At 41.8% G+C, this 25,829-nt stretch carries 30 protein-coding genes; all 30 read left to right on the top strand.

Annotated elements, in window-relative coordinates:
• The first annotated feature begins 9 nt into the window (after positions 1-9).
• The 30 genes from RL70_RS02170 (at position 10) to RL70_RS02025 (ending at position 25,784) form a co-directional block, all read left to right on the top strand.
• A complete protein-coding gene (locus RL70_RS02170; RefSeq protein ID WP_039041791.1) occupies positions 10-1,296 on the top strand; it encodes a PepSY1/2 domain-containing protein in 1,287 nt (428 codons plus the stop codon).
• 69 nt (positions 1,297-1,365) lie between these two features.
• Positions 1,366-2,001, top strand: a complete 636-nt coding sequence (locus tag RL70_RS02165) for a flagellar brake protein (RefSeq protein WP_039041790.1) — start codon at positions 1,366-1,368, stop codon at positions 1,999-2,001.
• Between the two features lie 78 nt (positions 2,002-2,079).
• Positions 2,080-2,757 carry a (d)CMP kinase gene (gene cmk, locus RL70_RS02160; protein WP_039041789.1) on the top strand — a complete coding sequence of 226 codons (678 nt, stop codon included), beginning with the start codon at positions 2,080-2,082 and terminating at the stop codon, positions 2,755-2,757.
• On the top strand, positions 2,754-3,335 hold the full coding sequence (locus RL70_RS02155; RefSeq protein WP_039041788.1) for a 1-acyl-sn-glycerol-3-phosphate acyltransferase: 582 nt from the start codon (positions 2,754-2,756) through the stop codon (positions 3,333-3,335). The genes cmk and RL70_RS02155 overlap by 4 nt, the downstream gene beginning before the upstream one ends.
• A 78-nt stretch (positions 3,336-3,413) precedes the next feature.
• Entirely contained in the window at positions 3,414-4,553 is a 1,140-nt protein-coding gene (gene rpsA, locus RL70_RS02150; protein WP_039041787.1) for a 30S ribosomal protein S1, read from the top strand.
• A 112-nt stretch (positions 4,554-4,665) separates the two neighbouring features.
• Positions 4,666-5,976 carry a ribosome biogenesis GTPase Der gene (der, locus tag RL70_RS02145; RefSeq protein ID WP_039041786.1) on the top strand — a complete coding sequence of 437 codons (1,311 nt, stop codon included), beginning with the start codon at positions 4,666-4,668 and terminating at the stop codon, positions 5,974-5,976.
• Positions 5,977-6,003: 27 nt separating this feature from the next.
• Positions 6,004-7,020, top strand: a complete 1,017-nt coding sequence (locus RL70_RS02140) for an NAD(P)H-dependent glycerol-3-phosphate dehydrogenase (protein ID WP_039041785.1) — start codon at positions 6,004-6,006, stop codon at positions 7,018-7,020.
• A 90-nt stretch (positions 7,021-7,110) separates the two neighbouring features.
• Positions 7,111-7,296, top strand: coding sequence for a DUF2768 domain-containing protein (locus tag RL70_RS02135; RefSeq protein WP_255352950.1), 186 nt, complete (start codon positions 7,111-7,113; stop codon positions 7,294-7,296).
• A 4-nt stretch (positions 7,297-7,300) separates the two neighbouring features.
• Positions 7,301-8,020 carry a hypothetical protein gene (locus RL70_RS02130; RefSeq protein WP_039041783.1) on the top strand — a complete coding sequence of 240 codons (720 nt, stop codon included), beginning with the start codon at positions 7,301-7,303 and terminating at the stop codon, positions 8,018-8,020.
• 82 nt (positions 8,021-8,102) lie between these two features.
• Positions 8,103-9,581 carry a stage IV sporulation protein A gene (gene spoIVA / locus RL70_RS02125; RefSeq protein WP_052245729.1) on the top strand — a complete coding sequence of 493 codons (1,479 nt, stop codon included), beginning with the start codon at positions 8,103-8,105 and terminating at the stop codon, positions 9,579-9,581.
• A gap of 154 nt (positions 9,582-9,735) precedes the next feature.
• Positions 9,736-10,008, top strand: a complete 273-nt coding sequence (locus RL70_RS02120) for an HU family DNA-binding protein (protein WP_039041781.1) — start codon at positions 9,736-9,738, stop codon at positions 10,006-10,008.
• A 156-nt stretch (positions 10,009-10,164) separates the two neighbouring features.
• Positions 10,165-10,728, top strand: coding sequence for a GTP cyclohydrolase I FolE (folE, locus tag RL70_RS02115; protein WP_025784890.1), 564 nt, complete (start codon positions 10,165-10,167; stop codon positions 10,726-10,728).
• 73 nt (positions 10,729-10,801) lie between these two features.
• Positions 10,802-11,023, top strand: a complete 222-nt coding sequence (gene mtrB / locus RL70_RS02110) for a trp RNA-binding attenuation protein MtrB (RefSeq protein ID WP_025784889.1) — start codon at positions 10,802-10,804, stop codon at positions 11,021-11,023.
• Between the two features lie 51 nt (positions 11,024-11,074).
• On the top strand, positions 11,075-11,791 hold the full coding sequence (locus RL70_RS02105) for a heptaprenyl diphosphate synthase component 1 (protein ID WP_039041780.1): 717 nt from the start codon (positions 11,075-11,077) through the stop codon (positions 11,789-11,791).
• A gap of 22 nt (positions 11,792-11,813) precedes the next feature.
• Complete coding sequence (locus RL70_RS02100) at positions 11,814-12,509, top strand: demethylmenaquinone methyltransferase (RefSeq protein WP_039041779.1); 696 nt, start codon at positions 11,814-11,816, stop codon at positions 12,507-12,509.
• A gap of 26 nt (positions 12,510-12,535) precedes the next feature.
• Positions 12,536-13,510, top strand: coding sequence for a polyprenyl synthetase family protein (locus RL70_RS02095; RefSeq protein ID WP_039041778.1), 975 nt, complete (start codon positions 12,536-12,538; stop codon positions 13,508-13,510).
• 99 nt (positions 13,511-13,609) lie between these two features.
• Positions 13,610-14,056, top strand: a complete 447-nt coding sequence (gene ndk, locus RL70_RS02090; protein ID WP_025784884.1) for a nucleoside-diphosphate kinase — start codon at positions 13,610-13,612, stop codon at positions 14,054-14,056.
• 78 nt (positions 14,057-14,134) lie between these two features.
• On the top strand, positions 14,135-14,905 hold the full coding sequence (locus tag RL70_RS02085) for a protein-glutamate O-methyltransferase CheR (RefSeq protein ID WP_039041777.1): 771 nt from the start codon (positions 14,135-14,137) through the stop codon (positions 14,903-14,905).
• A 113-nt stretch (positions 14,906-15,018) separates the two neighbouring features.
• Complete coding sequence (gene aroC, locus RL70_RS02080; RefSeq protein ID WP_039041776.1) at positions 15,019-16,200, top strand: chorismate synthase; 1,182 nt, start codon at positions 15,019-15,021, stop codon at positions 16,198-16,200.
• Between the two features lie 3 nt (positions 16,201-16,203).
• Positions 16,204-17,310: a 3-dehydroquinate synthase gene (gene aroB, locus RL70_RS02075; RefSeq protein WP_039041775.1), complete on the top strand. Its 1,107-nt coding sequence runs from the start codon at positions 16,204-16,206 to the stop codon at positions 17,308-17,310.
• Positions 17,307-17,672 (top strand): chorismate mutase, encoded by a 366-nt coding sequence (gene aroH / locus RL70_RS02070; protein WP_039041774.1) that lies wholly within the window; start codon positions 17,307-17,309, stop codon positions 17,670-17,672. Before aroB ends, aroH begins: the two co-directional genes overlap by 4 nt.
• A 25-nt stretch (positions 17,673-17,697) precedes the next feature.
• The gene (hisC, locus tag RL70_RS02065) at positions 17,698-18,789 is read left to right on the top strand and encodes a histidinol-phosphate transaminase (protein WP_039041773.1); all 1,092 of its coding nucleotides are present in this window, start codon (positions 17,698-17,700) and stop codon (positions 18,787-18,789) included.
• Positions 18,790-18,793: 4 nt separating this feature from the next.
• Positions 18,794-19,906 carry a prephenate dehydrogenase gene (locus RL70_RS02060; protein ID WP_039041772.1) on the top strand — a complete coding sequence of 371 codons (1,113 nt, stop codon included), beginning with the start codon at positions 18,794-18,796 and terminating at the stop codon, positions 19,904-19,906.
• Positions 19,907-19,920: 14 nt separating this feature from the next.
• The gene (aroA, locus tag RL70_RS02055) at positions 19,921-21,228 is read left to right on the top strand and encodes a 3-phosphoshikimate 1-carboxyvinyltransferase (protein WP_052245728.1); all 1,308 of its coding nucleotides are present in this window, start codon (positions 19,921-19,923) and stop codon (positions 21,226-21,228) included.
• 39 nt (positions 21,229-21,267) lie between these two features.
• On the top strand, positions 21,268-22,539 hold the full coding sequence (locus tag RL70_RS02050; protein WP_039041771.1) for a tetratricopeptide repeat protein: 1,272 nt from the start codon (positions 21,268-21,270) through the stop codon (positions 22,537-22,539).
• Position 22,540: 1 nt separating this feature from the next.
• Entirely contained in the window at positions 22,541-23,095 is a 555-nt protein-coding gene (locus RL70_RS02045; protein WP_039041770.1) for a ReoY family proteolytic degradation factor, read from the top strand.
• 48 nt (positions 23,096-23,143) lie between these two features.
• The gene (locus RL70_RS02040; protein ID WP_039041769.1) at positions 23,144-23,590 is read left to right on the top strand and encodes a DUF2487 family protein; all 447 of its coding nucleotides are present in this window, start codon (positions 23,144-23,146) and stop codon (positions 23,588-23,590) included.
• Positions 23,591-23,776: 186 nt separating this feature from the next.
• A complete protein-coding gene (locus RL70_RS02035; protein ID WP_039041768.1) occupies positions 23,777-24,280 on the top strand; it encodes a ubiquinol-cytochrome c reductase iron-sulfur subunit in 504 nt (167 codons plus the stop codon).
• 22 nt (positions 24,281-24,302) lie between these two features.
• Positions 24,303-24,977 carry a menaquinol-cytochrome c reductase cytochrome b subunit gene (gene qcrB / locus RL70_RS02030; RefSeq protein ID WP_039041767.1) on the top strand — a complete coding sequence of 225 codons (675 nt, stop codon included), beginning with the start codon at positions 24,303-24,305 and terminating at the stop codon, positions 24,975-24,977.
• A 42-nt stretch (positions 24,978-25,019) separates the two neighbouring features.
• On the top strand, positions 25,020-25,784 hold the full coding sequence (locus RL70_RS02025) for a menaquinol-cytochrome c reductase cytochrome b/c subunit (protein WP_039041766.1): 765 nt from the start codon (positions 25,020-25,022) through the stop codon (positions 25,782-25,784).
• Positions 25,785-25,829 lie beyond the last annotated feature (45 nt).

The raw sequence follows: 25,829 nt of genomic DNA, 5'->3' as shown, positions 1-25,829 counted from the left end.
TACATTCTTATGAAAAAATTAGTGTTTCTTGCTGTTTTCGCGATTGTTGCGTTATCTGCGTACTCCTATTCGACAGCTACACAAAATAAGGATTTGCAAAATGCATTGTCTGTGCAATATGCAAAAAATATTTCTGATGCCTCTTCGAAGCTGCAAGACTTAGACGAAGCCGTTAAGAAGACGTTGCTATTCAATCAAGGCAAAGGAGATCTTGAGGCTCGCGAGGATATTTGGCGGTTGTCTTCGGATATTCAACAATCAGTCGCATCACTTCCTCTCGACCAAGGATTTTCGACAACGTGGATGAACTACTTAGGAAGGTTAGGAAAGTTTTCTAAAGAAGGAGATGAAGAGACTGATCCTACAGAATTTCACAAAGTAATGGATCGTGCTTCACAAAATATTCAAAGTCTATCAGACCAATGGTCAGTTGCAACTGCCGATATGGCTAGTGGAAATCTTTCAATGGCTGAATGGCAGGACCGGCTGGACGGAGAGAAAGCTTCTTTCGACTGGAAAGGATTAAGTGCATCCATTCAACAATATACGGAAAGTGATTTCCCACTAACAGCGAGTGAATCCGACGCGTTAAAGAAAAAAGAATTAAAGAATATTAAAGATCCTGCTGTCACCAAAGAAGAAGCGCTAACTAAATTCAAAAAATTATTCCCCGATGTGTCTAACCAAGTTATTGACACAACAGAAAGTAAGCCAGGTGCAGCCTATCCATTTTATCATATCCGTTTTGCAGATAATGACTCGGTAGGATATATTGACATCACTAAAAAGGGAGGACATATTCTTTCCTTCCTAACAGAACGACCTTCGGGTGCGGGTACTATGGAATTAGACAGTGTTCGTAATCGGGTAGAAACATTCTTAAAAGATTCAGGATACACTGATGTAGTGTTTGAAGAAGTAAGAGAAAACGACACAGCTTTTCACTTTGTTTATACGCGAGTGGAGAAAATGCATAAGGCGAAAGTGTTGTCTGATACAATCCAGATAAAAGCAGCAAAAGAAGATGGTCGGATTCTGGGTCTTAATGCTGCGGAGTATATTCGAAAAGAACAGCTTAAAGATCAACCAATGATTACAATAGATTGGAAAACATTTTTTCATAAGAACGTAAAAGTAAATAAACAAGAACTTGTTTATGTCGAAAATGAACATGGTACTCAACGTCTTGCCTACGCCCCGACTGTAACTCTAGAAGAAAACGGTGAAATTGGTACGTATCTCGTCTTAGTGGACACTGAAACAAAAGACGTAATTAGGACGGAGAAACAACCTTAAAATAGTGATTGGAAAATCCCGCCACTCATGTCATAATACTAGTATGAAATCATGACAGGTGGCGGTTTTATGAAGCTTGCATTAGGAACCTCAATCACAATAGACAAAGATTATACCGAAGAAGGCGAGAAATTTAAAAGTCGAGTAGTGGATATGGGGAAAGATTGTGTAATGATCGATTATCCCACCCATCTTGAAACAGGGAGAACTGCATTCTTTATAGACGGTACTCAACTTTTGGTCTCATTCGTCGATGAGTTGAAAATGGCTTATGTCTTTAAGACTGAAGTGATGGGAAGACTGAATCGAGGAATCCCGATGCTTCAGCTGTCGTATCCAGGTGATTTAGAATTGATAAAAATTCAGCGTCGGGAATTTGTACGTGTAGATTCCCCGTTAGATGTAGCTGTAGATAAAGACGGTATCGTTCATCAACTTGTTGCTGAAGATATAAGTGCAGGCGGAATGGCTGTCAATTTGGCGAAATCGAATTTTGAAGAAGATGATATTGTGAGGTTGACTATTGTTCTTCCCTACGCCAATAATTCCATTAAATATGTGCGAGTAAATGCGAGGATTGTCCGGATTTGGGAAAAAGATGGTAGGAGAATTGCGTCCTTGCAGTTCGACCAAATCGATCCGGAATCTCGGCAACAAGTCATTCGTTTATGCTTCGAACGACAATTAAAAAAACGGAATGAATAGGAAAAAGTCTTTAAGAAAAAGACTTTTTCCTTTTCGCTATGGTACAATGTTTGCGAATTGAGTACGGGGGTAATGGAAATGGAAAAAGGAATACAGATTGCAATAGATGGTCCTGCTGCTGCAGGTAAAAGTACAATCGCAAAAATAACAGCAAGTAAGTTGGGATATACCTACATCGATACAGGTGCAATGTACCGAGCTCTAACATATAAGGCATTAAAAGAGCATATAGATGTATATGACGATGATGCACTCTCTAGTTTGCTGGAGCAGATTGTCATTGAGTTAGTACCAACCGAAGAAGGACAAATTGTCCGTGTAGATGGTGAAGATGTTACGGAAGAGATACGTTCACAGGAAGTTACGTCAAATGTATCTGCTACCGCTGCTCAACCACGTGTCAGAGAGATGATGGTAGAAAAGCAACGACTTTTAGCGAATACTAAAGGGGTTGTAATGGATGGTAGAGATATTGGGACAGCAGTATTACCGAATGCTGAACTGAAGATTTTCATGACTGCTTCCGTGGAAGAACGTGCTGAAAGACGTTTTGTGGAGAACACAAAAAGAGGCATCGATCGTTCGATGGAAGAGCTCTGCCAGGACATCTCGAATCGGGACAAGGCGGATACAGAACGTATCGCATCTCCACTGAAGCAAGCGAGTGATGCAATTTTTATCGATACAACATCGATGAGTATTGAACAAGTTGCAGATACGATTATTCATCATGTAGAAAAGAGGAAGCGCCCATGAATTTATATCCTCTTGGAAAAGCACTATGCACTGCCGTATTAAAACCGTTCTATCGAATCAAAGTAATAGGTCAAGAAAATTTTCCGAAAGACCAAGGCGTTCTTTTGTGTACCAATCATATCGATAACTTAGATCCGCCTGTTGTTGGTTTAACAGCTCCGCGTCCTGTACACTTTATGGCGAAAGAAGAGCTGTTCCAACTACCTTTGTTAAAATCGATATTACCTAATGTGAATGCTTTTCCTGTAAAACGCGGGCTGAGTGATCGTCAGGCGATACGTAAAGCGCTTGAATTACTTCGCTCAGGACAAGTAGTTGGAATGTTTCCTGAAGGAACAAGGAGTAAAACTGGGGAAATAGGGAAAGGACTAACTGGGGCAGGTTTTTTTGCACTAAAAGGTGATGCATTAGTTATGCCTTGTGCAATTATCGGCCCTTATCGCCCATTCAAACAGCTGAAAGTAGTTTACGGGGAGCCTATTGATATGACGCCTTACCGTGAACGGAAAGCTTCTGCCGAAGAAGCAACGGAAGTAATTATGACTGCTATTCAAAAGCTAATAGAAAAAAATCGTTGACACACAAGTTCAATTTTTTGTTTTTATGGGTATATTCCAATAGTATAGAACTATGATTATTATGGAGGAGGACTACATATGACTGAAGAGATGAATGTAGAAGCAATGGACGGGTATAACGAAGGAGATCGGGTGACAGGTAAAGTAACAAAGATTGAAGATAAATCTGTCACTGTAGAAATTTCTGGAGCACCATTTGACGGCGTGATTCCAATCAGTGAATTATCTAGTCTTCACATCGAAACAGCATCAGATGCAGTAAAAGAAGGCGATGAACTTGAACTTTCTATCATTAAAGTTGAAGATGATGCCTTCGTGTTATCTAAACGTAAAGTGGATGCTGAAGATGCATGGGATACATTGGAAGAGCAATTCAATAATTCTGTCACAATTACAACAGAAGTGAGAGATGTTGTAAAAGGTGGTTTAGTAGTGGACTTGGGCGTGCGAGGTTTCATCCCTGCATCGTTAGTCGAAGATCACTTTGTCGAATCATTTGAAGACTACAAAGGTCGCTCAATGGAGTTTAAGATTGTAGAAATGGATAAAGAGAAAAATCGTTTAATCCTTTCACATCGTGCGGTTATTCAAGAAGAGAAATCATCTAAAAAAGAAGAAATACTAGAAAACCTTCACGAGGGTCAAGTCCTTGAAGGAACCGTGCAACGTATTGCTTCATTTGGTGCATTTGTAGATTTGGGCGGTGTGGACGGCTTAGTTCACATTTCACAAATCGCTCATGGACATGTTGAAAAAGTTTCAGATGTCCTAAAAGAAGGCGATAAAGTCCAAGTGAAGATTTTGGCTGTGGATCGCGACTCTGAACGAATTAGCTTATCTATCAAGGAAACGCTAGCTGGACCATGGGAAGGTATCGAGGACAAAGCCCCTAAGGGTGCAGTGTTACAGGGAACTGTAAAACGTCTCGTGTCTTACGGAGCTTTTGTCGAAGTATCCCCAGGAGTCGAAGGTCTTGTGCATATTTCAAGAATTTCCCACGACCATATTGGAACACCGAACGAAGTCTTGTCTGAAGGACAAAATGTAGAAGTGAAAGTATTAGACGTCAATCCTAACGACAAACGTCTATCTCTAAGTATTAAAGATCTAACTGATAAAGTAGAGGACACATACGATGGCTACGAAATGCCAGAAGAACCTTCTGGTTTCTCTATCAGTGATGTCATCGGAGATCAGTTAAAAAAGTTCTCTAACTAAAAAGGTTTGCGAACCTGTAACAACTGTATTGAAAGAGATGGCTCTTTTAGGAGCGCCATCTCTTTTTTTTGTGTATAATATGCAGAAGATAGCTTGGAAGGATGAATGACTAATGAGTAAACCAACAGTAGCCATCGTAGGACGTCCGAATGTCGGTAAGTCTACGATTTTTAACAGAATTGTCGGAGAACGAATTTCGATAGTGGAAGATGTCTCCGGTGTGACCCGGGACCGAATTTACAGTGCGGCAGATTGGCTGTCTCACGACTTTAATTTGATTGACACGGGCGGTATTGATATTGGGGATGAACCATTCCTAGTTCAAATTCGTTTGCAGGCAGAAATTGCAATCGAGGAAGCTGATGTAATTATTTTCCTTACAAACGGAAGAGAAGGAGTTACTGATGCAGATGAGCAAGTTGCGAAAATCTTGTATAAGACCAAAAAGCCAGTAGTACTTGCCGTCAATAAGGTGGATAACCCTGAGATGAAGGATATGATTTATGATTTCTATTCACTTGGTTTCGGCGATCCGCATCCTATTTCGGGATCACACGGCTTAGGACTTGGAGATCTTTTGGATACCGTTGCAGAAAGTTTCCCTGATCCATCAGAAGAAGAAATTGAAGAGGATGTTATTCGCTTTTCTTTAATCGGTCGACCGAATGTTGGGAAATCCTCACTAGTCAATGCATTGCTCGGTGAAGACCGTGTTATCGTCAGTGACGTTGCTGGAACTACAACCGATGCGATTGACTCTTCATATGAATATGAAGGACAGAAATTTAAAATTATTGATACAGCAGGAATGCGTAAAAAAGGTAAAGTGTACGAAAATACGGAGAAATACAGTGTGCTCCGTGCACTAAAAGCAATCGATCGTTCTGATGTTGTTCTGATTGTCATTAACGGTGAAGAAGGTATTCGTGAGCAGGATAAACGGATTGCAGGATACGCAGAAGAAGCGGGGAAAGGAATTCTATTTGTCGTCAACAAGTGGGATGCTCTTGAGAAAGATGAAAAGACGATGAATCGTTTTAACGAGGATATTCGTAAAAACTTCTTATTCCTGGATTATGCACCGATTGCTTATGTATCTGCAAAAACAAAACAACGGGTTCGCTCATTGTTTGAGATGATCGTTAATATTAGTGAAAATCATTCGATGCGTATTCAATCCAGCGTACTAAACGAAGTCGTTGAGGATGCAATTGCTAGAAATCCTGCACCGACGGATAAAGGTAAACGACTCCGTATTTATTATTCAACTCAGGTAGCAGTTAGACCTCCTGCTTTTGTAGTATTTGTAAATGATACAGAACTGATGCACTTTTCTTATGAACGATTCCTTCGCAATCGTTTGCGTGAGTCTTTCGGATTTGAAGGGACACCAATTCGGATTATCACTCGGGCTAGAAGTTAACGAAACTGTGGGAAAGGATGAGGAAACGTGATAAAAGTTTCTGTGATTGGTGCAGGAAGCTGGGGTACTGCACTCGCCTTTGTTCTTGCTGAAAATGGACATGACTGTCTAATTTGGGGAAGACGGGAAGAGCAAGCCAATGAAATAAACGAACAGCATACGAATGATTCTTACTTGAAAAATTGTAAGCTACCTGAGTCACTGAAAGCTACTTCGAATCTAAAGCAAGCTGTTGAGCATGCTGACGTTCTAATTGTTGCTGTACCAACAAAAGGAATGCGAGAAATTGGAGCACAATTAAATAGTTTGATACAAAACCCGAAACTCATCGTACATGTATCAAAAGGAATTGAACCAGATACTCTCAAGCGGATAACTGAGATGCTAGCAGAAGAAATACGACCTGAATCACGTAGAGCTTTAGTTGTCCTCTCGGGGCCATCTCATGCTGAAGAAGTCGTATTGCGTCATCCGACGACCGTGACAGTGGCTTCAGAGGATGGTCAAGCAGCAGAAGAGATTCAGACATTATTCATGAACTCGTATTTCCGTGTGTATACAAACGAAGATGTTCTCGGAGTGGAGCTAGGCGGGGCTTTGAAAAATGTCATCGCACTTGCTGCCGGTATTACAGACGGTTTAGAATACGGTGATAACGCAAAAGCAGCACTAATTACTCGAGGCCTCGCAGAGATTACGCGTCTTGGGGTTAAGATGGGTGCTAGTCCACTTACATTTGCAGGACTAGCTGGTATGGGAGATCTAATCGTCACAGCGAACAGTGTCCATTCGCGTAACTGGAAAGCAGGAAACATGCTTGGAAAAGGACATTCACTGGAAGAAGTGACAGAAGGCATGGGAATGGTGATTGAAGGCGTCCGTACAACTAAGGCAGCTCATCAGCTGGCAAAGCAATATGACGTTTCTATGCCGTTAACAGAAGCCTTATATTCTGTCTTATTTGAAGGTCATGAACCGAAGGAAGCGGTAGATTGGTTGATGAATCGAGGAAAAAAGAAGGAAACTGACGATTTTTCTAATTAAAAAAGCGTTCTTTATTTCCTCATGAATACTTGTTGTGACGCCTAAATTTACGACTGGAAGGAATGACGTACTTTGTCCTCATTGGATAAAATGTGGCTATCTTTTTACGCCATGGGTTTCATGATGATCTCAATGGGACTCATTCATGTTAGCCGTACCAAATTAACAAATAAGCTCCTTAAGATAGTGTTTGCAGTCATTGCCTATGGTTTACTGATCTTTTCATTCTTTGCAATGATCTATCTCGTCTTTAACGGACCTACGGGAGGCTCATAACCCCATGAAAAGAATGTTATGTCTTCCTATAATGGCGATAATCTCTGTTCTTTTGTCAGGATGCATGTACCCTCAAGATGAAATGGAAAGCAAGCAGAGGCCGTATGAGGACCAGCTGGAGACTGTTCAAAAAGCTGTAGATACGTACAGAGAACAATCCCAAGGTTTATTGCCGATTAAAACGCGGGATATGGATATTGATCAATATATAAAGTATCCAATCGACTTTACTAAAATTGTTCCATCGCTAACGGAGAAAATCCCTTCAAATGCTTATGAGCAAGGGGGGATTTATCAGTATGTTTTAATGGACGTGGAGGAAAATCCAACCGTTAAACTAGTGGATTTGCGTGTTGCAGAAAGAATTCGGGAACTAATATTACGAAAAACGGTGAATGGTGTACTTCCTTTCAAAGACCCTGTTCAAGAAGGTGCGAACGTCTATGAAGTGGACTTCGAAAAAATGGGACTAAAGGAACCGTTGACTGTAGAGAGTCCATATTCTGATGCTCATTTACCACTCGTTGTCGGTGGAGATGGCAATTTCTATATCGATTATTCAATAGATTTAAATCGTATTTTGGAAAAGGAAAAGCCTGATGTGAAACCGGGTGAGGACATTCGATTCTTGCTTTCAGACAAAAATCCAATACTCCCTGCGTATTCATTACCATATACGGTGAACGATAACAACGAACCGATTTTCATGAAATCGTCTAACTAAACAAAAAACGTTTCGTGCTTTTATGCATGAAACGTTTTTTGTTTTCATAAACTACTATGCGTAGAAAAGGAGGACGATGGAAATGAAAGAAGAACTATATGAAAACTTAGCGAGACGAACAGATGGCGATATTTATATCGGAGTGGTAGGTCCTGTTCGTGTCGGAAAATCCACTTTTGTTAAACGTGTTATGGAAGAAGTAGTTATCCCCAATATGAGTGAGCAGGCAGACCGTACTCGAGCACAGGATGAGCTCCCACAAAGCTCTCCAGGTCCAGTCATTATGACAGCCGAGCCGAAATTTGTCCCTGCACAAGGAACGGCGGTATCGATTGGAGATGGGGAACTCTCTTTTCAAATTCGACTAGCAGACTGTGTGGGGTATGTCATCGATGGAGTGAAAGGGTACGAGGATGAGGATGGACCGAAATACGTCCATACTCCATGGCATAATGAACCGATTCCATTTGAAGAGGCGGCTCGTATCGGGACAGACAAAGTCATTCGAGATCACTCAACAATCGGTATCTTGCTGACTACCGACGGAACAGTCAATAATATTCCGAGATCTTCTGCTGAAGCTGCGGAAACAGAAATTGTATCAAAACTTAAGGAAATTGGTAAGCCGTTTGTCATTGTTCTGAACTCGAAAATGCCGGCACATGAGAAAACGGTTCAACTAAAACAACAATTACAGGAAGAGCATGGCGTTCCTGTCATCGCAATTAGTGCGGATCAGTTGAATGCGCAGGAAATCCAATTGATTTTAAAAGAAGCTCTTTATGAATTCCCAATTACACATATTGATCTTCAAAAGCCAGACTGGATGGATGTACTAGGCTCAGAGCATTATTTGAATTCGAATATTGATGAAATAATCAATGAAGGATTCCTTGAAGCATCCAAGATCCGTAAAGTTCAACAACTAGCGGAGCGGTTGAATGAAGAGGACTATATTAAGCACGCAGAAGTTATTGAGGTAGATGCAGGAAAAGGAAGAGCCATCCTGGACTTGAAAATAGACGAACAAACGTATTTGGGAGTTTGTGAGTCCTACATGGATACTGAGATGAAAACGAAGAAAGACTGGCTGATATTCATCCAAGAAGCGGTTAAAGCGAAAAAGTCTTATGATATGTTCGCTGAGGCGATCGAGACTGCGAAAAAGGATGGATATGGGGTCGCACTGCCAACCATTGCAGATTTTCAGCCGACACAGCCTGAACTTATCAAACAAGACTCTTTTTATGGAGTACGCATGAAAGCGACAGCTCCTGCGCTACATGTTATCCGGATTGACATGGAGGCAGAATTTGCTCCACTCATCGGGTCAGAATTCCATAGTCATCACTTGTTGAAAGAACTGAAAAATGCTTATTTACACGACCGTGAAGCGCTTTGGGAGACTCAATTGTTTGGAACACCTCTACATGAAGTGTTGAAGGAAAGTATCCGATTTAAGACGTCTGCAGTCCCTTCCAGCGCACGTAGAAGACTGCGTGAGACCATTGAAAAAATGGTGAATGAAGGAAATAAAGGTATGGTGACGTTCATCGTCTAATGAGTAAAGATCCGTCTACAGCGGGTCTTTTTTCTGTTTTTGGGTTACGTAAGCAACACCTTGACTACAATATTCTTGCACCCTAGAATTGGTTATGTTACTCTTTTTACAGTGTTAAAGAGGTTAAACAATTGTTTGAGAGGAGGTGAACGAGATGAACAAAACTGAATTGATCAACTCCGTAGCAGAAGAAGCAGGTCTTTCTAAGAAGGATGCAACAAAAGCTGTTGAAACTGTATTCGAAACAATCCAAGACGCTCTTTCAAAGGGTGAGAAGGTACAATTGATTGGCTTCGGTAACTTCGAAGTACGCGAGCGTGCTGCTCGTAAAGGCCGTAATCCACAATCTGGAGAAGAAATTGAAATCGCAGCTAGCAAAGTTCCTGCATTCAAAGCAGGTAAGGCATTGAAAGATGCTGTAAAGTGAGTTCAATTACATAGAAGCCCGTCAGACGTCCATAACGGATAAGCTGGCGGGCTTCTTTCCGTATTACGCGGAAAATACGAGCCATCAACTGTACTGAATGCGAGGAGTATGCTACTATTTTGAAAGACTAGATGTGCATCAGAGGAGGTTCCATCGATGGAAGAAGTGAATTTTGGGAAAATAGAACAGGCGGTCACGATGATCCTCGAAGCGATCGGTGAAGATCCGGAACGTGAAGGATTGTTGGAAACACCAAAGCGCGTTGCAAAAATGTATGCAGAAGTGTTCGCAGGAATGGCGGACGATCCTCGTATGTACTTTGAAACCGTTTTTCATGAACAACATGAAGAAGTCGTCCTTGTAAAGGACATTCCATTTTACTCGATGTGTGAACATCACCTCGTTCCATTTTTTGGTGTTGCCCATATTGCATACATACCCCGTGACGGCGTTGTGGCAGGACTCAGTAAATTAGCAAGAGCTGTTGAAACAACGGCTAAGCGTCCTCAATTGCAAGAACGAATTACGACAACCGTTGCAGAAGTAATGATGGAGATGTTGAAACCACACGGTGTATACGTCATCATCGAAGCAGAACATATGTGCATGACGATGCGAGGTATAAAAAAACCAGGTTCGAAAACAATTACAACAGCGGCTAGAGGAATTTACGAACACGATGATGTCAAACGATCAGAAATTCTTTCGCTTGTAAAGTAAGGTTGTGGTCCTTTGCGGATCGCGGTTTAACTATGATATGATAGGTAAGATATGAAAGACGGGGGAGAGAACTATGACTGCACCAGATTACATCGTCATTAAAGCAAAAGAAGATGGTGTCAGTGTTATCGGGTTAACCCGTGGAAACGACACGAAATTTCATCATACGGAAAAACTTGACTGTGGAGAAGTGATGATTGCCCAGTTTACAGAACACACATCCGCTATGAAAATCCGTGGGAGTGCAGAGATTACAACTGCGCACGGGGTTGTCTCCAGTGAAGAGAGAGCATAACAGCAACCTGCATCGTTCACTTGTTAGATGCCTTGAAATGGAGAAACGGTGATGAATAAACACGAATTGAATTCAATTGTAGAAAAATATATAAGCGACTTGCAATATGCACTCCGTGAACCCATTTTGAAACGGGAAATCGGTCATTTTCCTGTTGACTCCATTAAAGCGTTTTTTCTTTTGCTGCCCATTGTGAACGAAAAAATCAAGGATGACAAACTTAGAAAGATCACTTTGTCTCTTGGAGCAATTCACGCTGCGCTCGATATTCACGATCGCATAGAAAGTACTCATGCGACGTCTGCTGAGCAACAACTTACAGTACTGGCTGGTGATCATTTCAGTGGCATCCACTATCGGATTTTAGCTGAAATTGGTGAGTTCGGATTTATACGCGAATTATCCCAAACAATCGCCCATATAAACGAACAAAAAACATCGTTGCACCATGAAAGACGTACGACTGGTCCGATCTTACTTGAAAGGCTAAAAGTCATCGAGTCAGGGTGCACTGCTACATACTATAAGTCGTATGGTTTTGAAAGCTATCTTGAGCTATCGGAGACTGTACTTACGTTTGTAAGGCTGGATAGGATGGCTAACCCCACAGAGCAACAAGCATTTGCAATTGATGAAACCATTGTTCAACAGGCGATGGATTTACTCTTACCAAAGCTCAATCTAGAGCTTGAGCAAATGAGTTCGTTGCACCCGGTACTTCAACAGGTAATTCATGAGCTTGTGAACCCGTTGAAACCGCTTAGCTGACATTGAAAAGAGGAGATTCCACTTGAGTCAATCTAAAGAACAGAAAGTACATTCTGTATTCGAATCGATATCAACTGATTATGACAAGATGAATTCTGTCATTAGTTTTAACTTGCACAAAAAATGGCGTGCTGACATTATGAAGCGCATGAATGTAAAAGCAGGATCTAAGGCTTTAGACGTCTGTTGTGGGACGGCTGACTGGACCATCTCTTTAGCACAAACCATTGGGAGTGAAGGAGATGTGACAGGTCTTGATTTTAGCGAAGCAATGCTCTCTTCAGCTGCGCCTAAAACTGACAAGTATCCTAACATTACTCTGATTCAAGGGAATGCGATGGACCTACCATTTGAAGATAATACATTTGACTATGTGACAATCGGTTTCGGCTTACGGAATGTACCCAATTATGAAACCGCGTTGAGAGAAATGTACCGAGTCGTTAAACCTGGTGGGATCGTTGCGTGCTTGGAAACGTCTCAATCAGAAATTCCTGGATATCGTCAATTATTCAGATTGTACTTTAATTACATTATGCCGGTATTCGGAAAGTTGTTCGCGAAAAGTTATAAAGAGTATTCTTGGCTTCAAGAATCTGCTGACGAGTTTCCGGGTCGTGAGGAATTAGCTCAGCTATTTAAGTCTGCTGGATTTACTCAAGTCGATTATCGTCCATATAGTGGCGGGGTAGCTGCCGGACATATCGCGATCAAATAATAAGCAGGCGGGAGAAGGGAATCATTTTGGAAAAGTTGAAGGCGATGGCATTATATACCGATTTCCGAAAGGAACTCATTTATATCGAGAAAGAGCTTGAGAATGCCGTTCAATCGGATTCTCCGCTTATTCAGCAAGCATCCATTCATTTGCTGAGAGCTGGAGGGAAGAGGATCCGTCCAATTTTCGTATTTCTTTCTTCCAAGTTCGGGGATTATTCGATGGAAACAACCGCAAAAGTAGCGGTTTCCTTAGAGCTAGTCCACATGGCTTCTCTCGTTCATGACGATGTCATTGATGATTCAAATATGAGAAGAGGGCGCAAAACCGTTAAAGCAAAGTGGGATAATCGAGTTGCGATGTACACTGGCGACTTCATTTTTTCGCGCGCGTTAACTTCAATTGGTGAAATTGAAATGACTTCCGTGCATAAATTGCTAGCAGATACAATGCTCGAAATCTGTAAAGGTGAGATTATTCAATTTGACTACCAAAGAAGAACGGACCAATCATTTCGAGATTATTTGCGTCGCATCAAGCGGAAAACAGCGCTTCTCCTATCATCTAGCTGTGAGCTAGGTGCATTAATCTCTAATGCGGATGATGAAGTTGTGCGTCGATTGAGGAACTTTGGATATTATGCTGGAATGGCGTTTCAAATTGTCGACGACATATTAGACTTAACATCTTCGGACAAGCAATTAGGAAAACCCGCTGGTTCTGATCTTCTTAATGGACATCTGACGTTACCTATTTTGTATATCCGAAACGAACCTTCGTTCCAACCTTATTTAACAAAGGCATTTGATGGAACGTTGTCAGAAAAGGAACGTACAGAAATGTTGCGCTATATAAGAGAGAGTGGAGCCATTGAAAAAGCTCATGAGGTAAGTGACCTATATCTAGAAAAAGCGACAGCTGAGATACGGATGTTACCGGATAGCGATGCGAAAAAAGCGTTTGAACAAGTAGCTGATTTTCTTGCTAAACGAACATTTTAAATTCTCGCAGAAAAAGAAAAAATTGAAAGATCGTTTCACCTTTGGTACGATCAGTAGGGGTAATCCCGATTTGTCACTATGAAGGAGTGTAATTGAATTATGGAAAAAACATTTTTAATGGTAAAACCTGACGGCGTTCAACGTGGTCTAATTGGTGAAATCGTAAACCGTTTCGAAAGCAAAGGATATCAGCTAGTTGGAGGGAAATTGATGACAATTTCTCAAGAACTTGCAGAGCAGCACTACGGTGAGCACAAAGAGCGCCCATTCTTCGGCGAACTTGTTGACTTCATTACATCTGGTCCTGTATTCGCAATGGTATGGGAAGGCGAAAACGTTATCTCTACAGCACGCCTTATGATGGGTGCTACTAACCCTAAAGAATCAGCTCCAGGAACAATCCGCGGTGATTTCGCGGTTACTGTTGCAAAGAACATCATCCACGGTTCAGATTCACCAGAATCTGCAGAGCGTGAAATCGGTTTGTTCTTTAAAGAAGAAGAACTTTCTTCTTACGAAAAAGTAGTAAACAGCTGGATCAACTAATACAAAGCAAAAACAGCCTAGCGGGTTCCGCCGGCTGTTTTTGTTATACATAATTGCTGGATGGATGGAGGTAAACAATTGTCCGATTACACGAAATTTATCGCCAGTGTAAAACAAAAAACAGGAATTGACCTATCTCTTTATAAAGAAGCGCAAATGAAAAGACGTCTAACATCGCTTTATGAAAAACGAGGATGTAAAAATTTCACCGAGTACTTTGAGTTAATCCGCAATGATCGTTCCATGATGGATGAATTCCTGGACCGAATGACGATAAATGTATCTGAATTTTACAGGAACTCGCAACGATGGGAAGTGTTAGACACAAAAATCCTCCCACAACTTATACAGAAGACTAAAAAGTTGAAGTGTTGGAGTGCTGCATGTTCTACAGGAGAGGAACCGTATTCGATGGCGATGGTTCTGTCCAATCACCTTCCGTTAAGAGAAATTACGATTTCAGCGACTGACTTGGATAATGGAGTGCTTGAAAAAGCTAAGGTAGGTCTTTATCCGGAACGTTCTTTGAAAGAAGTGCCTCCTAATGTCAAGAAAAAGTATTTTAAGCAAGAAGGCCAGTTTTTCCAGGTTACTGACGAAGTGAAAAAAACTGTGGTATTTAAACAACATAATTTGCTCGATGATGCGTATGGTAATGACTTTGACCTAATCGTCTGCAGAAATGTCATGATTTACTTTACAGAAGAAGCCAAAGATCAAATTTACACGAACTTCGCAAAAGCGTTGAAACCTGGAGGTATTCTTTTTGTAGGGAGCACTGAACAGATATTCAGTCCCGAACGCTATGGTCTTGAATCTGAAGATACCTTCTTTTATAAGAAAATATGAAAAATCCGGACATTTCCGGGTTTTTTTGTTTAAACAAGTAGTCAATATTGCTGTAGTTTGGTAAAGTGCTAACAATGGTTCATTTCAGCAAGTATCAAAAGGGGGATATGGAAATGAGGATATTAACAGCGGGAGAATCACACGGTCCAGAGTTGACCACGATTATTGAAGGATTACCGGCGCAATTACCATTGACAGCTGAAATGATAACAAGAGAACTTTCACGCCGCCAAGGTGGACATGGAAGAGGTCGCAGAATGCAGATTGAAAAAGATCAGGTAGTTATTTCATCTGGTGTCCGCCATGGGAAAACACTTGGTTCACCTGTGACATTAACAGTCGTCAACGATGATTGGAAGCATTGGACATCTATTATGGGTGTTGAACCTCTTCCAGAGAACGTTAGACCCGAGGATATTAAACGTCAGATTACGCGGCCAAGACCTGGTCATGCAGACTTAGTAGGGGGCATTAAATACGGGCATCGAGATCTTAGAAACGTACTAGAGCGCTCATCTGCACGTGAAACAACGATGCGAGTAGCTGCAGGTGCTGTGGCAAAACAATTTTTACGAGAACTCGGTATCAATACGATTGCGCATGTTGTCGAAATCGGAGGTATTGTCGCTGATTCCGCTTCAACTGCTGAGCTTACGATGGAAGAGATTCGTGCACAAGTGGAAGCCGATCCTGTATATTGTGCGGATTCCGAAGTGTCACAAGCCATGGTAGAAGCAATCGATGACGCAAAAGGTCGTGGAGACACTTTGGGTGGGGTAGTGGAAGTTGTAATTGAAGGATGCCCACCTGGTATGGGAAGTTACGCTCAGTTTGACCGGAAGTTAGACGGTCGTCTTGCAGCGGCTATGATGTCCATTAATGCGTTCAAAGGTGTAGAATTCGGGATTGGCTTTGAAATGGCAAAGCGTTTCGGGAGTGAAGTACATGACGAAATCGTATGGTCCGAAGAGAGAGGCTATTTCAGAAAATCGAATCGTCTTGGAGGGTTAGAAGGTGGTATGTCGACGGGAATGCCGATTGTCATTAGAGGAGTCATGAAACCGATTCCGACGTTGTATAAACCGTTAGAAAGTGTCGATATCGACACGAAGGAGCCATTTACAGCAACCATCGAGCGGTCTGATCCATGTGCAGTACCTGCTGCATCCGTCGTTGCGGAACACGTAATTGCCACTGAATTAGCTAAAGTGATTATCGAAGAATTTCGTTCGTTTGAAATGGATGGACTGAAAGCTGACCTAGAGCAATACCGTCTTTACGCAAAGGAGTTTTAAGCGATGGAACAACTCACCGTCAAAACAAAAAACACTTCATACGACGTTCACATTAGCGAAGAGGTATACGAGCTCTTTGCCACGGAGTACAAAGAGTTACTGCATAATGCAGATAAAGTCGGGGTTTTTGCAGATGCGACAGCTGCCTCATATCACTTGGATAAACTTGAACAAGCATTAAAAGCAGCCGGGATTGACTATGAGCTGCATATCCTTCCAGCGGGAGAAGAGAGTAAAACCCCAATAAGTTTCATGAGTTGCCACTCGTTTTTGCTGCAGCATAATTTCACTAGACAATCTGTATTAATTGCATTCGGTGGAGGAGCTTGTGGTGACTTGACTGGATTTGTCGCTGCAACCTTTATGAGGGGGATTCCATTCCTCCAATGCCCGACAACGATACTTGCTCATGATAGTGCTGTAGGCGGTAAAACTGCTATTAACATGCCAGAAGGTAAAAATATGGTCGGGGCATTTCATCAGCCGGCTGGTGTTCTATTCCAGCCTGATCTATTTACGACCCTACCAAAACGGGAAATACGCTCTGGCATGGCTGAGCTCCTAAAACATGCATTGATATCAGATGCTGACTGGACGGAGTCATTGCTTTTGAATTCTGACTTCCCGCACTTTTCTGCGGACGTGTTAACATCTGAGCTTATAAAAGGGATTCAAGTTAAAGCTGATATTGTTTCACAAGACGAATTTGAACAAGATATGCGTAAGTTTTTGAACTTCGGTCATACTCTAGGTCATGCCGTAGAAGCATATTTTGGATTTGGTAAAGTCAGTCATGGGGAGTGTGTCATGATCGGTATGGCGTATAGTCTTTTGTTAAGTGAAACCTATGGCGATATCACACCGGAATTCACACACAGGTTTATTCGCTTTGCTGATCATGGTGGATATCCAATACAGGCAATTTTGGAAGTTGAATTCAGTGCACTGTTACCTTTCATGAAAAAGGATAAAAAAGTGTCCTCAGGAGAATTGGTCTTTGTTTTACTCAAGAGTCTTGGAAATCCATTTGCTCAAAAAGTTTCTGAAGAACAATGTGAACACTCATTTTATGAACTGATTTCGCGTATAAAGGGGGAAGTGCAAACATGACAGTAAGAGGCGTAAGGGGTGCGACAACCGTAAGTCAGGATGACCAACAAGCTGTTTTAGAAGCAACCGAGCTATTAGTTCAAACAATGGCTAATGAAAATAATTTAGAGGCCGAAGACATCGTTTCTGTGCTAATCTCTACAACTGTCGACGTACAATCCGCATTTCCTGCAAAAGCGGTACGTACAATAGAAGGTTGGACATATGTTCCTGTGATGTGTATGCATGAAATGGACGTATCTGGGGGGATGCCACTGTGTATACGTGTACTCATGCATGTCAACACAGAGGTTGCGCAGCAAGATATCATTCATATCTATCAAAATGATGCAGTGAAACTTAGACCCGATCTTAAGAAATAGGTCATCATACAGGAGGAGATCGCACATGAATTGGAAACCAGCACTAGCAACTATGAAGCCGTATAAACCAGGTAGATCTATTGAAGAGGTACAAAAGGAATTCGGCTTAGAAGAACTTGTAAAGCTAGCTTCTAACGAAAATCCTTATGGTTGTGCTCCTTCGGTACGTAAACTTTTAGCGAATCCAGAGATTCAGATTGAAATGTATCCTGAGACCGGTGCTCCTCCACTCAAAACGAAACTTGCAGAAAAATTAGGAGTGGATGAATCTAATGTCATCCTAGGAAATGGATCAGATGATCTTATTACGATTATTTGTCGTACACTCTTAACAAGTGAGTCGAATACGGTAATGCCAACACCATCATTTCCGCAATATGGACACAATGCAAGAATTGAAGGAGCGGAAGTACGTGAAGTTCCGTTAGTGGGTGGTCAACACGATCTTAAACAATTCTTACAAGAAATCGATTCGGCAACATCGGTTATCTGGATCTGTAGCCCAAACAATCCTACAGGTGACTTGATCCCATCTAATAGCTTGAAAAAGTTTTTAGATGAAGTGCCTAGAACGATCTTGACTGTTTTGGATGAAGCATACTTTGAATACATAACTGAGGAGAGTTATGAGGATCCGATTCAATGGCTATCTGAATACCCGAATCTCATGATTTTGCGGACATTCTCGAAAGCATACGGTCTCGCCTCCTTCCGTGTTGGATATGGAATCGCTTCTTCTGAAGTTATTACTGAGCTCAACAAAGTTAGAAATCCATTTAATACAAGTTCTCTATCTCTCCTTGTTGCTGAAAAAGCTTTGGAAGACCAGACTTTCATTGATGAATGTCGTCTTGAAAATGCGAAACAGCGAAAGCGTTTTGAAGAATTTGCAAGGGAGAATGATTTGGCCATTAATCCATCTGAAGCGAACTTTGTCCTAATTGAAGTCCCTATAAATGCAAATGAAGCATCAAATCAGTTAATGCAACTTGGCTATATCGTACGAAGTGGAGATCTACTTGGAACGCCTAATCGAATTCGTGTGACTATCGGTTCTGAAGAGCAAAATACTGGTTTTTTCAAAGCGTTCGAAACACTATTGACAAACAGAGGTTAAACCTATGACAACTAACGTATCTATCATTGGACTAGGGCTGATCGGTGGTTCCCTAGCATTAGCGTTGAAACGAAATCCTGATGTCGTAATTACGGGATTTGATCGTTCCTATAAATCGGCGGATGAAGCTTATCGAAGAGGTATAATTGACTCCGTCGCACCTTCAGTCAAAGCGGCAGCAAAAGAAGCAGATTTCCTCATATTTGCTGTGCCTGTTGCGGCAACTGCGCAACTATTACAGGAAGCAGTATCGTGGGAGATGAAACCAACTGTAATTGTAAGTGATACTGGAAGCACCAAACAACCGATCATGAATGCTGCAAGTGGTTTGATCGACAAAGGAATTACCTTTATTGGAGGACATCCGATGGCGGGGTCACATAAAAGTGGAATTTCGGCAGCTATCGAGCATCTATTTGAAAACGCCTATTATGTGCTAACTCCTGTAGAAAGTTGTCATTCAGGTGATCTCGAACGCATGAAAACACTGTTAACAGTGACACAAGGGAAATTAGCCGTGCTAGGTGCATCTGAGCATGATCAGATGACTGCAGTAGTTAGTCACTTCCCTCATATTATCGCATCCTCTCTCGTGAACCTGCTTTCTTACCAAGAACAACAACAGCCCTTTGTGCGAAGACTTGCTGCTGGTGGTTTCCGAGATCTTACACGGATTGCATCGGCGGATCCGGTTATGTGGCGGGATATCACTGTTCAGAACAAAGAAGAGTTAGTAGGTCAGTTAGATAGATGGCTGTCTGAAATGCATACGGTACGAGAAATGCTAACTGACAATGACCCAAGTACGATTCAACAATTTTTCGATCAAGCGAAACAGTTTCGCGACAATCTTCCTTCGGTTACAAAGGACGAAGCTCAAGGCGCTCTGTATATGCAGTTCGACCTTCATATAGATGTCCCCGATCATCCGGGAGTGATTTCTGAAATCACACGTATTTTGGCTGTGAAAGAGATTAGTTTGACTAATATTCGTATCGTTGAAACTCGGACTGATGTATATGGAATTCTCGTCATCAGCTTCCGTTCTGCAGCGGAACGGAATAATGCTGCACAAGTGCTTGAGAAAGAAACTGAGTACTCTATGCAAATACTTTGACGGAGGCGCTTTTTATGGAGAAAATAGATAAGATTACAGCTTCCTTTGAAGGAGGCTCATTGAATGGTACTTTACAAGTTCCAGGTGATAAATCGATTTCGCATCGCGCCGTCATGCTCGGTGCTATTGCAAAGGGTACAACGAATATAAGTGGTTTTCTTGCCGGCGAAGATTGTCTTTCAACAATCCGTATTTTCTCCCAGCTCGGAGTGAATATTGAGAGAAGTGGAACAAATGTAACCGTTAAAAGTCCAGGAATCACGGCGTGGAAAAATCCGGATGAAGCATTGGACGCTGGAAATTCCGGGACCACAGCTAGATTATTGCTAGGAATTCTCGCAGGATCGAAGGTAACTGCTGAAATTACAGGTGATCGTTACTTATGTAAGCGACCGATGCGTCGTGTCACAACACCATTGACTGAAATGGACGCTAAATTTGAGAGTGATCATGTAGCAGGAACGTTACCGTTAACGGTGAAAGGTTCTCCTCTCAAAGCCATGTCTTATGAAATGCCTATTGCCAGTGCACAAGTGAAATCCGCTCTATTATTTGCAGGTTTTTCAGCAGATGGGACGACAGTTGTTACTGAAAAAGCTATCTCACGTGACCATACTGAACGTATGCTTCAACAGTTTGGAGCGAAAGTCCAAACAGAAGGAACCTCAGTGTCAATTGTTGGTGGACAGTCCTTACAAGCGTGTGATGTGAAAGTGCCTGGCGACATTTCTTCTGCTGCCTTTTTTATGTGTGCAGCGGCAATGGTTCCGGGAAGTTCCATTACTTTTAAAGATGTCGGACTCAATCCCACTCGCACGGGGATTGTAGATGTATTGAAAGAGATGGGAGCTAAAGTATCTATTGAGCATGAGGTTGAAGTGGAAGGTGAACCCTATGGAGAGCTCACAGTAGAAACTTCCGACTTACGTGCGATTGAAATTAGTGGTTCTCTAATACCGAGATTGATTGACGAGTTACCTGTAATTGCATTACTTGCAACTCAAGCAAAAGGGACCACGATTATTAAGGACGCTGAGGAACTTCGGGTGAAAGAGACGGACAGGATCGAAGCGGTTTGCTCTGAACTACAAAAGCTAGGTGCATCCATCGAACCGACGCCTGACGGGATGCGTGTTACAGGTCCAACAAAACTAAATGGTGCAACACTTAGCTCTCACGGTGATCATCGATTAGGAATGATGGCTGCCATTGCATCATTAGTGACTGAAGGGCCTGTACAGATTGAAGATGCTTCCTGTATTAATGTTTCCTATCCTGGGTTTTTCGAACATCTTAATTCGTTGACTCGATCGAAACACTAATGGACTTATTGTATACAACGTGTTAAAAAAGGAGAAACTATGGAGCAGGTACAACAGTTAGAAAACATGATTATGAATGGCGAGTTGCAAGCTATTGAAAAAACGGTTGAGCAACTCTCGAAAAGCACTGAGTTTGATGCGGTTTATGACAGTGCAACTCTTCTAATGGAGTACGGTCTCGTTCCTCAAGCGGATCAGTTATATGATGCTTTACTCGCCCACATGCCGGATGCAGGTCAACTGAAAATCGATCGAGCAGAAGCAATGATGGCGTTGGGAAGAGAAGACGAGGCGCTGTTACTCTTGACGGATATACAGAAAGAAGAAGAAGAGTATCTGCAAGCACTTTTATTGCTAGCCGATTATTATCAAACGGTTGGAATGGCAGAAGTTGCATTATCTAAAATTGATGAAGCAGCAGAGCTTGCACCAGAAGAGCCGGTCATCCGTTTTGCGAAAGCAGAACTTCTGCTGGAGAGTGGTAAATATTCAGAAGCTGTTCGTCTTTACTTGAAACTGAGAGAACGGGGAGTCGATGAAGTTGGTGGCACATCCCTTGAATCGCGGATTGCAGAAGCATACAGTGCCGGTGGTGCGTATGAAGAAGCAGTTCCTTATTACGAGTCTCTACTAAAGCATGGGAATGTACATCCCGACACGCTTTTCGGTGCAGCATATAGCCAATACCAAAGTGGAAATTCTCAACCAGCGCTGAATCATTTAGATCAGTTAATTGAAATGGATCCTGACTATTTTTCTGCATATATGCTGGCGGGGCAGGCAAGTCTATTACTAGATGAAAGTGAAAAAGCGTTCTCTTTCTTTAAAGAAGGGATACGAAGAGACGAATTCGACAAAGAGCTGCATCTTGCGGCGGGTAAAATTGCACTGAAGCTAGGTCTACCTGAAGATGCAGAGCGCTATTTGGGAGATGCACTAGCTTTAGATCCCGAGTACGTAGAAGCTCGCATTTCACTAGCTTCTTTGTTCGAACAACGAGAACAACACGATAACCTACTGGAACTTCTTCAAGATGCATCTGAAGAACAGTTGGAAATCCCTTTACTTGCTGCATTCAAAGCATATGCTGAGGAGAATCTAGAACGTTATGCGGAGGCATACGATTCTTACGTTCAGGCATACACTGGCATGAAGGAAGATCCGGAATTTCTAGAAAGATACGCTAAGTTTCTACTAGAAGAAGGGAAACGACCGGAAGCGATGAACATTGTAAAGGAACTGGTGAAGCTTGTACCGGATCATCCTGAATGGACATCATTTCTAGAGGATCAGGAAGAAGAGGAGGCGTAAGATGGAAGCCATGATTCCTGTCGCTGCCAAAAAGGATTTCATTAGGTGGTTTTTAAAGCGCTATCGTTTAAAGCGCCGGGAATGTGTCTGGATTTTGAATTACTTATTAAGCCATGAGAAGATTTTGAGAAATGTTCATTTTACAAACGACGCACATTTTTGTCCGCGAGCGATGGTGATTTCGACAACTGACTCGAATGGTGTGCCTTTCAGATTTTACAAAGGGAGTCTAATGACAACAGATGCGGAGAAATCGTTTCATGATTTGCGTTTGCATCCGGATGAAAAAATGTTCATTCAGCTTAACTTCCTAAAGAGCAACAGCTCGCCACATTATGCGAGTGTGCTTGAAGAGAATCCGTATTTTCCAATGGATCAGCAAGTCAGTGAGCGGGATCGACAGATTGCAAAACAGTTGTTACATGAAAGTGTAACAACGATGACTAAAGAAACATTGATGAAGTATGTAGATGAAGCCCTTGATGCAAATGATGAGAAACAATTTTTGGCTTTATCAGCGATGTTGAACGAGTTGAAAGTATTTGAAGAGCGGTGACTCCATCAATGTGATGGAGTCATTCTTCACTAGGAAAGGTTGGATACAATGAATTGGAATGCTTCAGATATGAATCTGTTTTTGCAACAAAAAGAATACATAGATACGTTGGTCGTCCCTCTTATAAAAGTTGAAACAGTTGAAGAGAGGATGAAAGCAAGCGCATCCTCAACAGACTTTTTAATGAACTTAGTAGACTATATTGAATTACAGTTTAAAGGGAGAATCATGGTAGCACCCCCTTTTGCTTACACACCTTCAATGGACATTCAGCAATTCGGTGGAATGCTTTCAACAGACTTAACAAAATCCCCATTTAAACACGTTTTTTATGTTACAACGGATTCTGCATGGACAAGCATTGACATTCAAGAAAAAGTGTTATGGTTGCCTTCCATTCCGATTGAAAATATGGATGATCGGTTAAAACAATCCATTTTGGAAGACCAATTAAAGCAGCTACTGCCGCGGTTTACGGAAGAATGGATAAAATAGGCGATTAATAGAAGGATTTGTGAATTGTAACTGAGAAAAATTCATTATTTGTTCACAAACAGAAAACGCATTTAAATGCAACGTTGAATTTCAAGTGGTGGTAGGATATTATAGATATGTCCTAGTATTAACAATTAGCAAAAGTATGTCCGTTGGACTGACTTTGGAGTAAGAGGAGGGAAATGAATGAGCAGCAAAGTGTCTAGACGCCAATTCCTTAACTACACATTGATGGGTGTCGGTGGATTCATGGTTTCAGCAGCAGCAATGCCGATGATTCGCTTTGCAATTGACCCGGTATTAGCATCAGCGGATGGTGGAGATTATATCCCTACTGAACAAAAAGCGGATGATGTGACTGAAACGCCAGTTCGTGTCGATTATACGATCAAAGACCGTAAAGATGCTTGGTACAAATCAGACGTTTCAAACACTGCTTGGGTCTATAGAGATGGCGATAAAATTATCGCACTATCCCCTGTTTGTAAACACCTAGGCTGTACTGTGAACTGGGCAGGCGACGATACGCATCCTAATCAGTATTTCTGTCCATGCCATGCAGGTCGTTATGAAAAAAATGGTAAAAACGTAGCTGGAACTCCACCATTGGGTCCACTTGACCAGTATGAAGTGGAAGTTATTGACGGTTATGTCCACCTCGGTAAAACAATGCCGAACACATTAGTCTAATTAGTCAGGGGGTACAATCAAATTGATGAACAAAATTTATGATTGGGTCGATGAACGGCTTGATATCACTCCTATTTGGCGCGATATCGCTGATCATGAAGTACCTGAACACGTAAACCCCGCACATCATTTTTCTGCATTCATCTATTGTTTCGGAGGATTGACATTCTTCGTCACGGTAATCCAAATCTTATCTGGTATGTTCCTAACGATGTATTACACTCCAGATATTGAAAATGCTTGGAAATCCGTTTATTATCTTCAAAATGAAGTTGCATACGGAGAAATCGTGCGTGGTATGCACCACTGGGGAGCCTCTCTCGTAATTGTAATGATGTTCCTACATACATTACGTGTATTCTTCACAGGTGCCTATAAAAAGCCTCGTGAATTGAACTGGGTTGTCGGCGTACTATTGTTCGTTGTCATCTTAGGTCTTGGATTCACTGGATACTTATTGCCATGGGATATGAAAGCACTATTTGCTACAAAAGTAGGAATTGAGATTGCAGCTTCTGTTCCGTTTATAGGTGAGTGGATTAAGATCCTTCTTGCAGGTGATGCTACGATTCTTGGAGCACAAACGCTAACGCGTTTCTTTGCGATCCACGTATTCTTCCTGCCTGCAGCACTTCTTGGATTGCTCGCAGCACACTTTATCATGATCAGAAGACAAGGTATTTCCGGACCATTGTAAAATATAAGGAAATCCTTGATTTCTCACTAAGGAGGGAACAAGATGCAGCACGGAAAAGGTATGAAATTCGTTGGAGATTCACGTATTAAAACGAATAGAATGTCCAACACACCTAAAGACTATTCCGAATATCCGGGTAAGACGGAAGCCTTCTGGCCAAACTTCCTCTTGAAAGAGTGGATGATTGGAGCAATTTTCTTAACTGGGTATTTGATTATTACATTAGCGCATCCATCACCGCTTGAGCGACAAGCGGATCCGACCGATACGACATATATTCCTCTTCCTGACTGGTATTTCTTGTTTATGTACCAGTTGCTGAAGTATGAATTTGCATCCGGTCCATTTAACGTCATTGGAGCTATCGTGGTTCCAGGACTTGCTGTTGGTGCACTTATGCTCGTTCCATTCATGGATACTTCTAAAGAACGTCGTCCATGGAAACGTCCGTTGCCAACAGGCTTTATGCTTTTAGCTTTCGCAGCTATCTTCTACCTAACATGGGAATCAGTTGCTAACCATGACTGGGAAAAAGCGGCAGCACAGGGTAAAATCGTTGAAGAGGTTGAATTCGATGAAACTGCCCCAGGATATGAGCTCTATCAGGGTTCTAGTTGTATTGGCTGTCACGGTGATCAGTTCCAAGGTGGATTGGGTCTTCCACTAACAGATACTGGACTTTCACCAGAAGAAATTGAAAAAATCGCCCATGATGGTATTGGTACAATGCCTGCAGGTCAATGGGAAGGTTCAGACGAAGACTTGGCGACTATGGCTGAGTTCATCTCGAATCTAGGAAAAGAATAACTTAAAGGAGTCAGGAAACTGACTCCTTTTTTGATACATATAAAT

The organism is Sporosarcina sp. ZBG7A (assembly GCF_000813425.1).
Taxonomy (GTDB): Bacteria; Bacillota; Bacilli; order Bacillales_A; family Planococcaceae; genus Sporosarcina.
The sequence above is the reverse complement of the archived record's forward strand: the minus strand, read 5'-3'. Positions and strand labels throughout refer to the sequence as shown.

Bases quoted from the DNA above. Each gene is read 5' to 3' on its own strand.
- RL70_RS02170 (WP_039041791.1), top strand. From the start codon at position 10: ATGAAAAAATTAGTGTTTCTTGCTGTTTTCGCGATTGTTGCGTTATCT.
- RL70_RS02165 (WP_039041790.1), top strand. From the start codon at position 1,366: ATGAAGCTTGCATTAGGAACCTCAATCACAATAGACAAAGATTATACC.
- cmk (WP_039041789.1), top strand. From the start codon at position 2,080: ATGGAAAAAGGAATACAGATTGCAATAGATGGTCCTGCTGCTGCAGGT.
- RL70_RS02155 (WP_039041788.1), top strand. From the start codon at position 2,754: ATGAATTTATATCCTCTTGGAAAAGCACTATGCACTGCCGTATTAAAA.
- rpsA (WP_039041787.1), top strand. From the start codon at position 3,414: ATGACTGAAGAGATGAATGTAGAAGCAATGGACGGGTATAACGAAGGA.
- der (WP_039041786.1), top strand. From the start codon at position 4,666: ATGAGTAAACCAACAGTAGCCATCGTAGGACGTCCGAATGTCGGTAAG.
- RL70_RS02135 (WP_255352950.1), top strand. From the start codon at position 7,111: ATGTGGCTATCTTTTTACGCCATGGGTTTCATGATGATCTCAATGGGA.
- RL70_RS02130 (WP_039041783.1), top strand. From the start codon at position 7,301: ATGAAAAGAATGTTATGTCTTCCTATAATGGCGATAATCTCTGTTCTT.
- spoIVA (WP_052245729.1), top strand. From the start codon at position 8,103: ATGAAAGAAGAACTATATGAAAACTTAGCGAGACGAACAGATGGCGAT.
- RL70_RS02120 (WP_039041781.1), top strand. From the start codon at position 9,736: ATGAACAAAACTGAATTGATCAACTCCGTAGCAGAAGAAGCAGGTCTT.
- folE (WP_025784890.1), top strand. From the start codon at position 10,165: ATGGAAGAAGTGAATTTTGGGAAAATAGAACAGGCGGTCACGATGATC.
- mtrB (WP_025784889.1), top strand. From the start codon at position 10,802: ATGACTGCACCAGATTACATCGTCATTAAAGCAAAAGAAGATGGTGTC.
- RL70_RS02105 (WP_039041780.1), top strand. From the start codon at position 11,075: ATGAATAAACACGAATTGAATTCAATTGTAGAAAAATATATAAGCGAC.
- ndk (WP_025784884.1), top strand. From the start codon at position 13,610: ATGGAAAAAACATTTTTAATGGTAAAACCTGACGGCGTTCAACGTGGT.
- aroC (WP_039041776.1), top strand. From the start codon at position 15,019: ATGAGGATATTAACAGCGGGAGAATCACACGGTCCAGAGTTGACCACG.
- aroB (WP_039041775.1), top strand. From the start codon at position 16,204: ATGGAACAACTCACCGTCAAAACAAAAAACACTTCATACGACGTTCAC.
- aroH (WP_039041774.1), top strand. From the start codon at position 17,307: ATGACAGTAAGAGGCGTAAGGGGTGCGACAACCGTAAGTCAGGATGAC.
- hisC (WP_039041773.1), top strand. From the start codon at position 17,698: ATGAATTGGAAACCAGCACTAGCAACTATGAAGCCGTATAAACCAGGT.
- RL70_RS02060 (WP_039041772.1), top strand. From the start codon at position 18,794: ATGACAACTAACGTATCTATCATTGGACTAGGGCTGATCGGTGGTTCC.
- aroA (WP_052245728.1), top strand. From the start codon at position 19,921: ATGGAGAAAATAGATAAGATTACAGCTTCCTTTGAAGGAGGCTCATTG.
- RL70_RS02050 (WP_039041771.1), top strand. From the start codon at position 21,268: ATGGAGCAGGTACAACAGTTAGAAAACATGATTATGAATGGCGAGTTG.
- RL70_RS02045 (WP_039041770.1), top strand. From the start codon at position 22,541: ATGGAAGCCATGATTCCTGTCGCTGCCAAAAAGGATTTCATTAGGTGG.
- RL70_RS02040 (WP_039041769.1), top strand. From the start codon at position 23,144: ATGAATTGGAATGCTTCAGATATGAATCTGTTTTTGCAACAAAAAGAA.
- RL70_RS02035 (WP_039041768.1), top strand. From the start codon at position 23,777: ATGAGCAGCAAAGTGTCTAGACGCCAATTCCTTAACTACACATTGATG.
- RL70_RS02025 (WP_039041766.1), top strand. From the start codon at position 25,020: ATGCAGCACGGAAAAGGTATGAAATTCGTTGGAGATTCACGTATTAAA.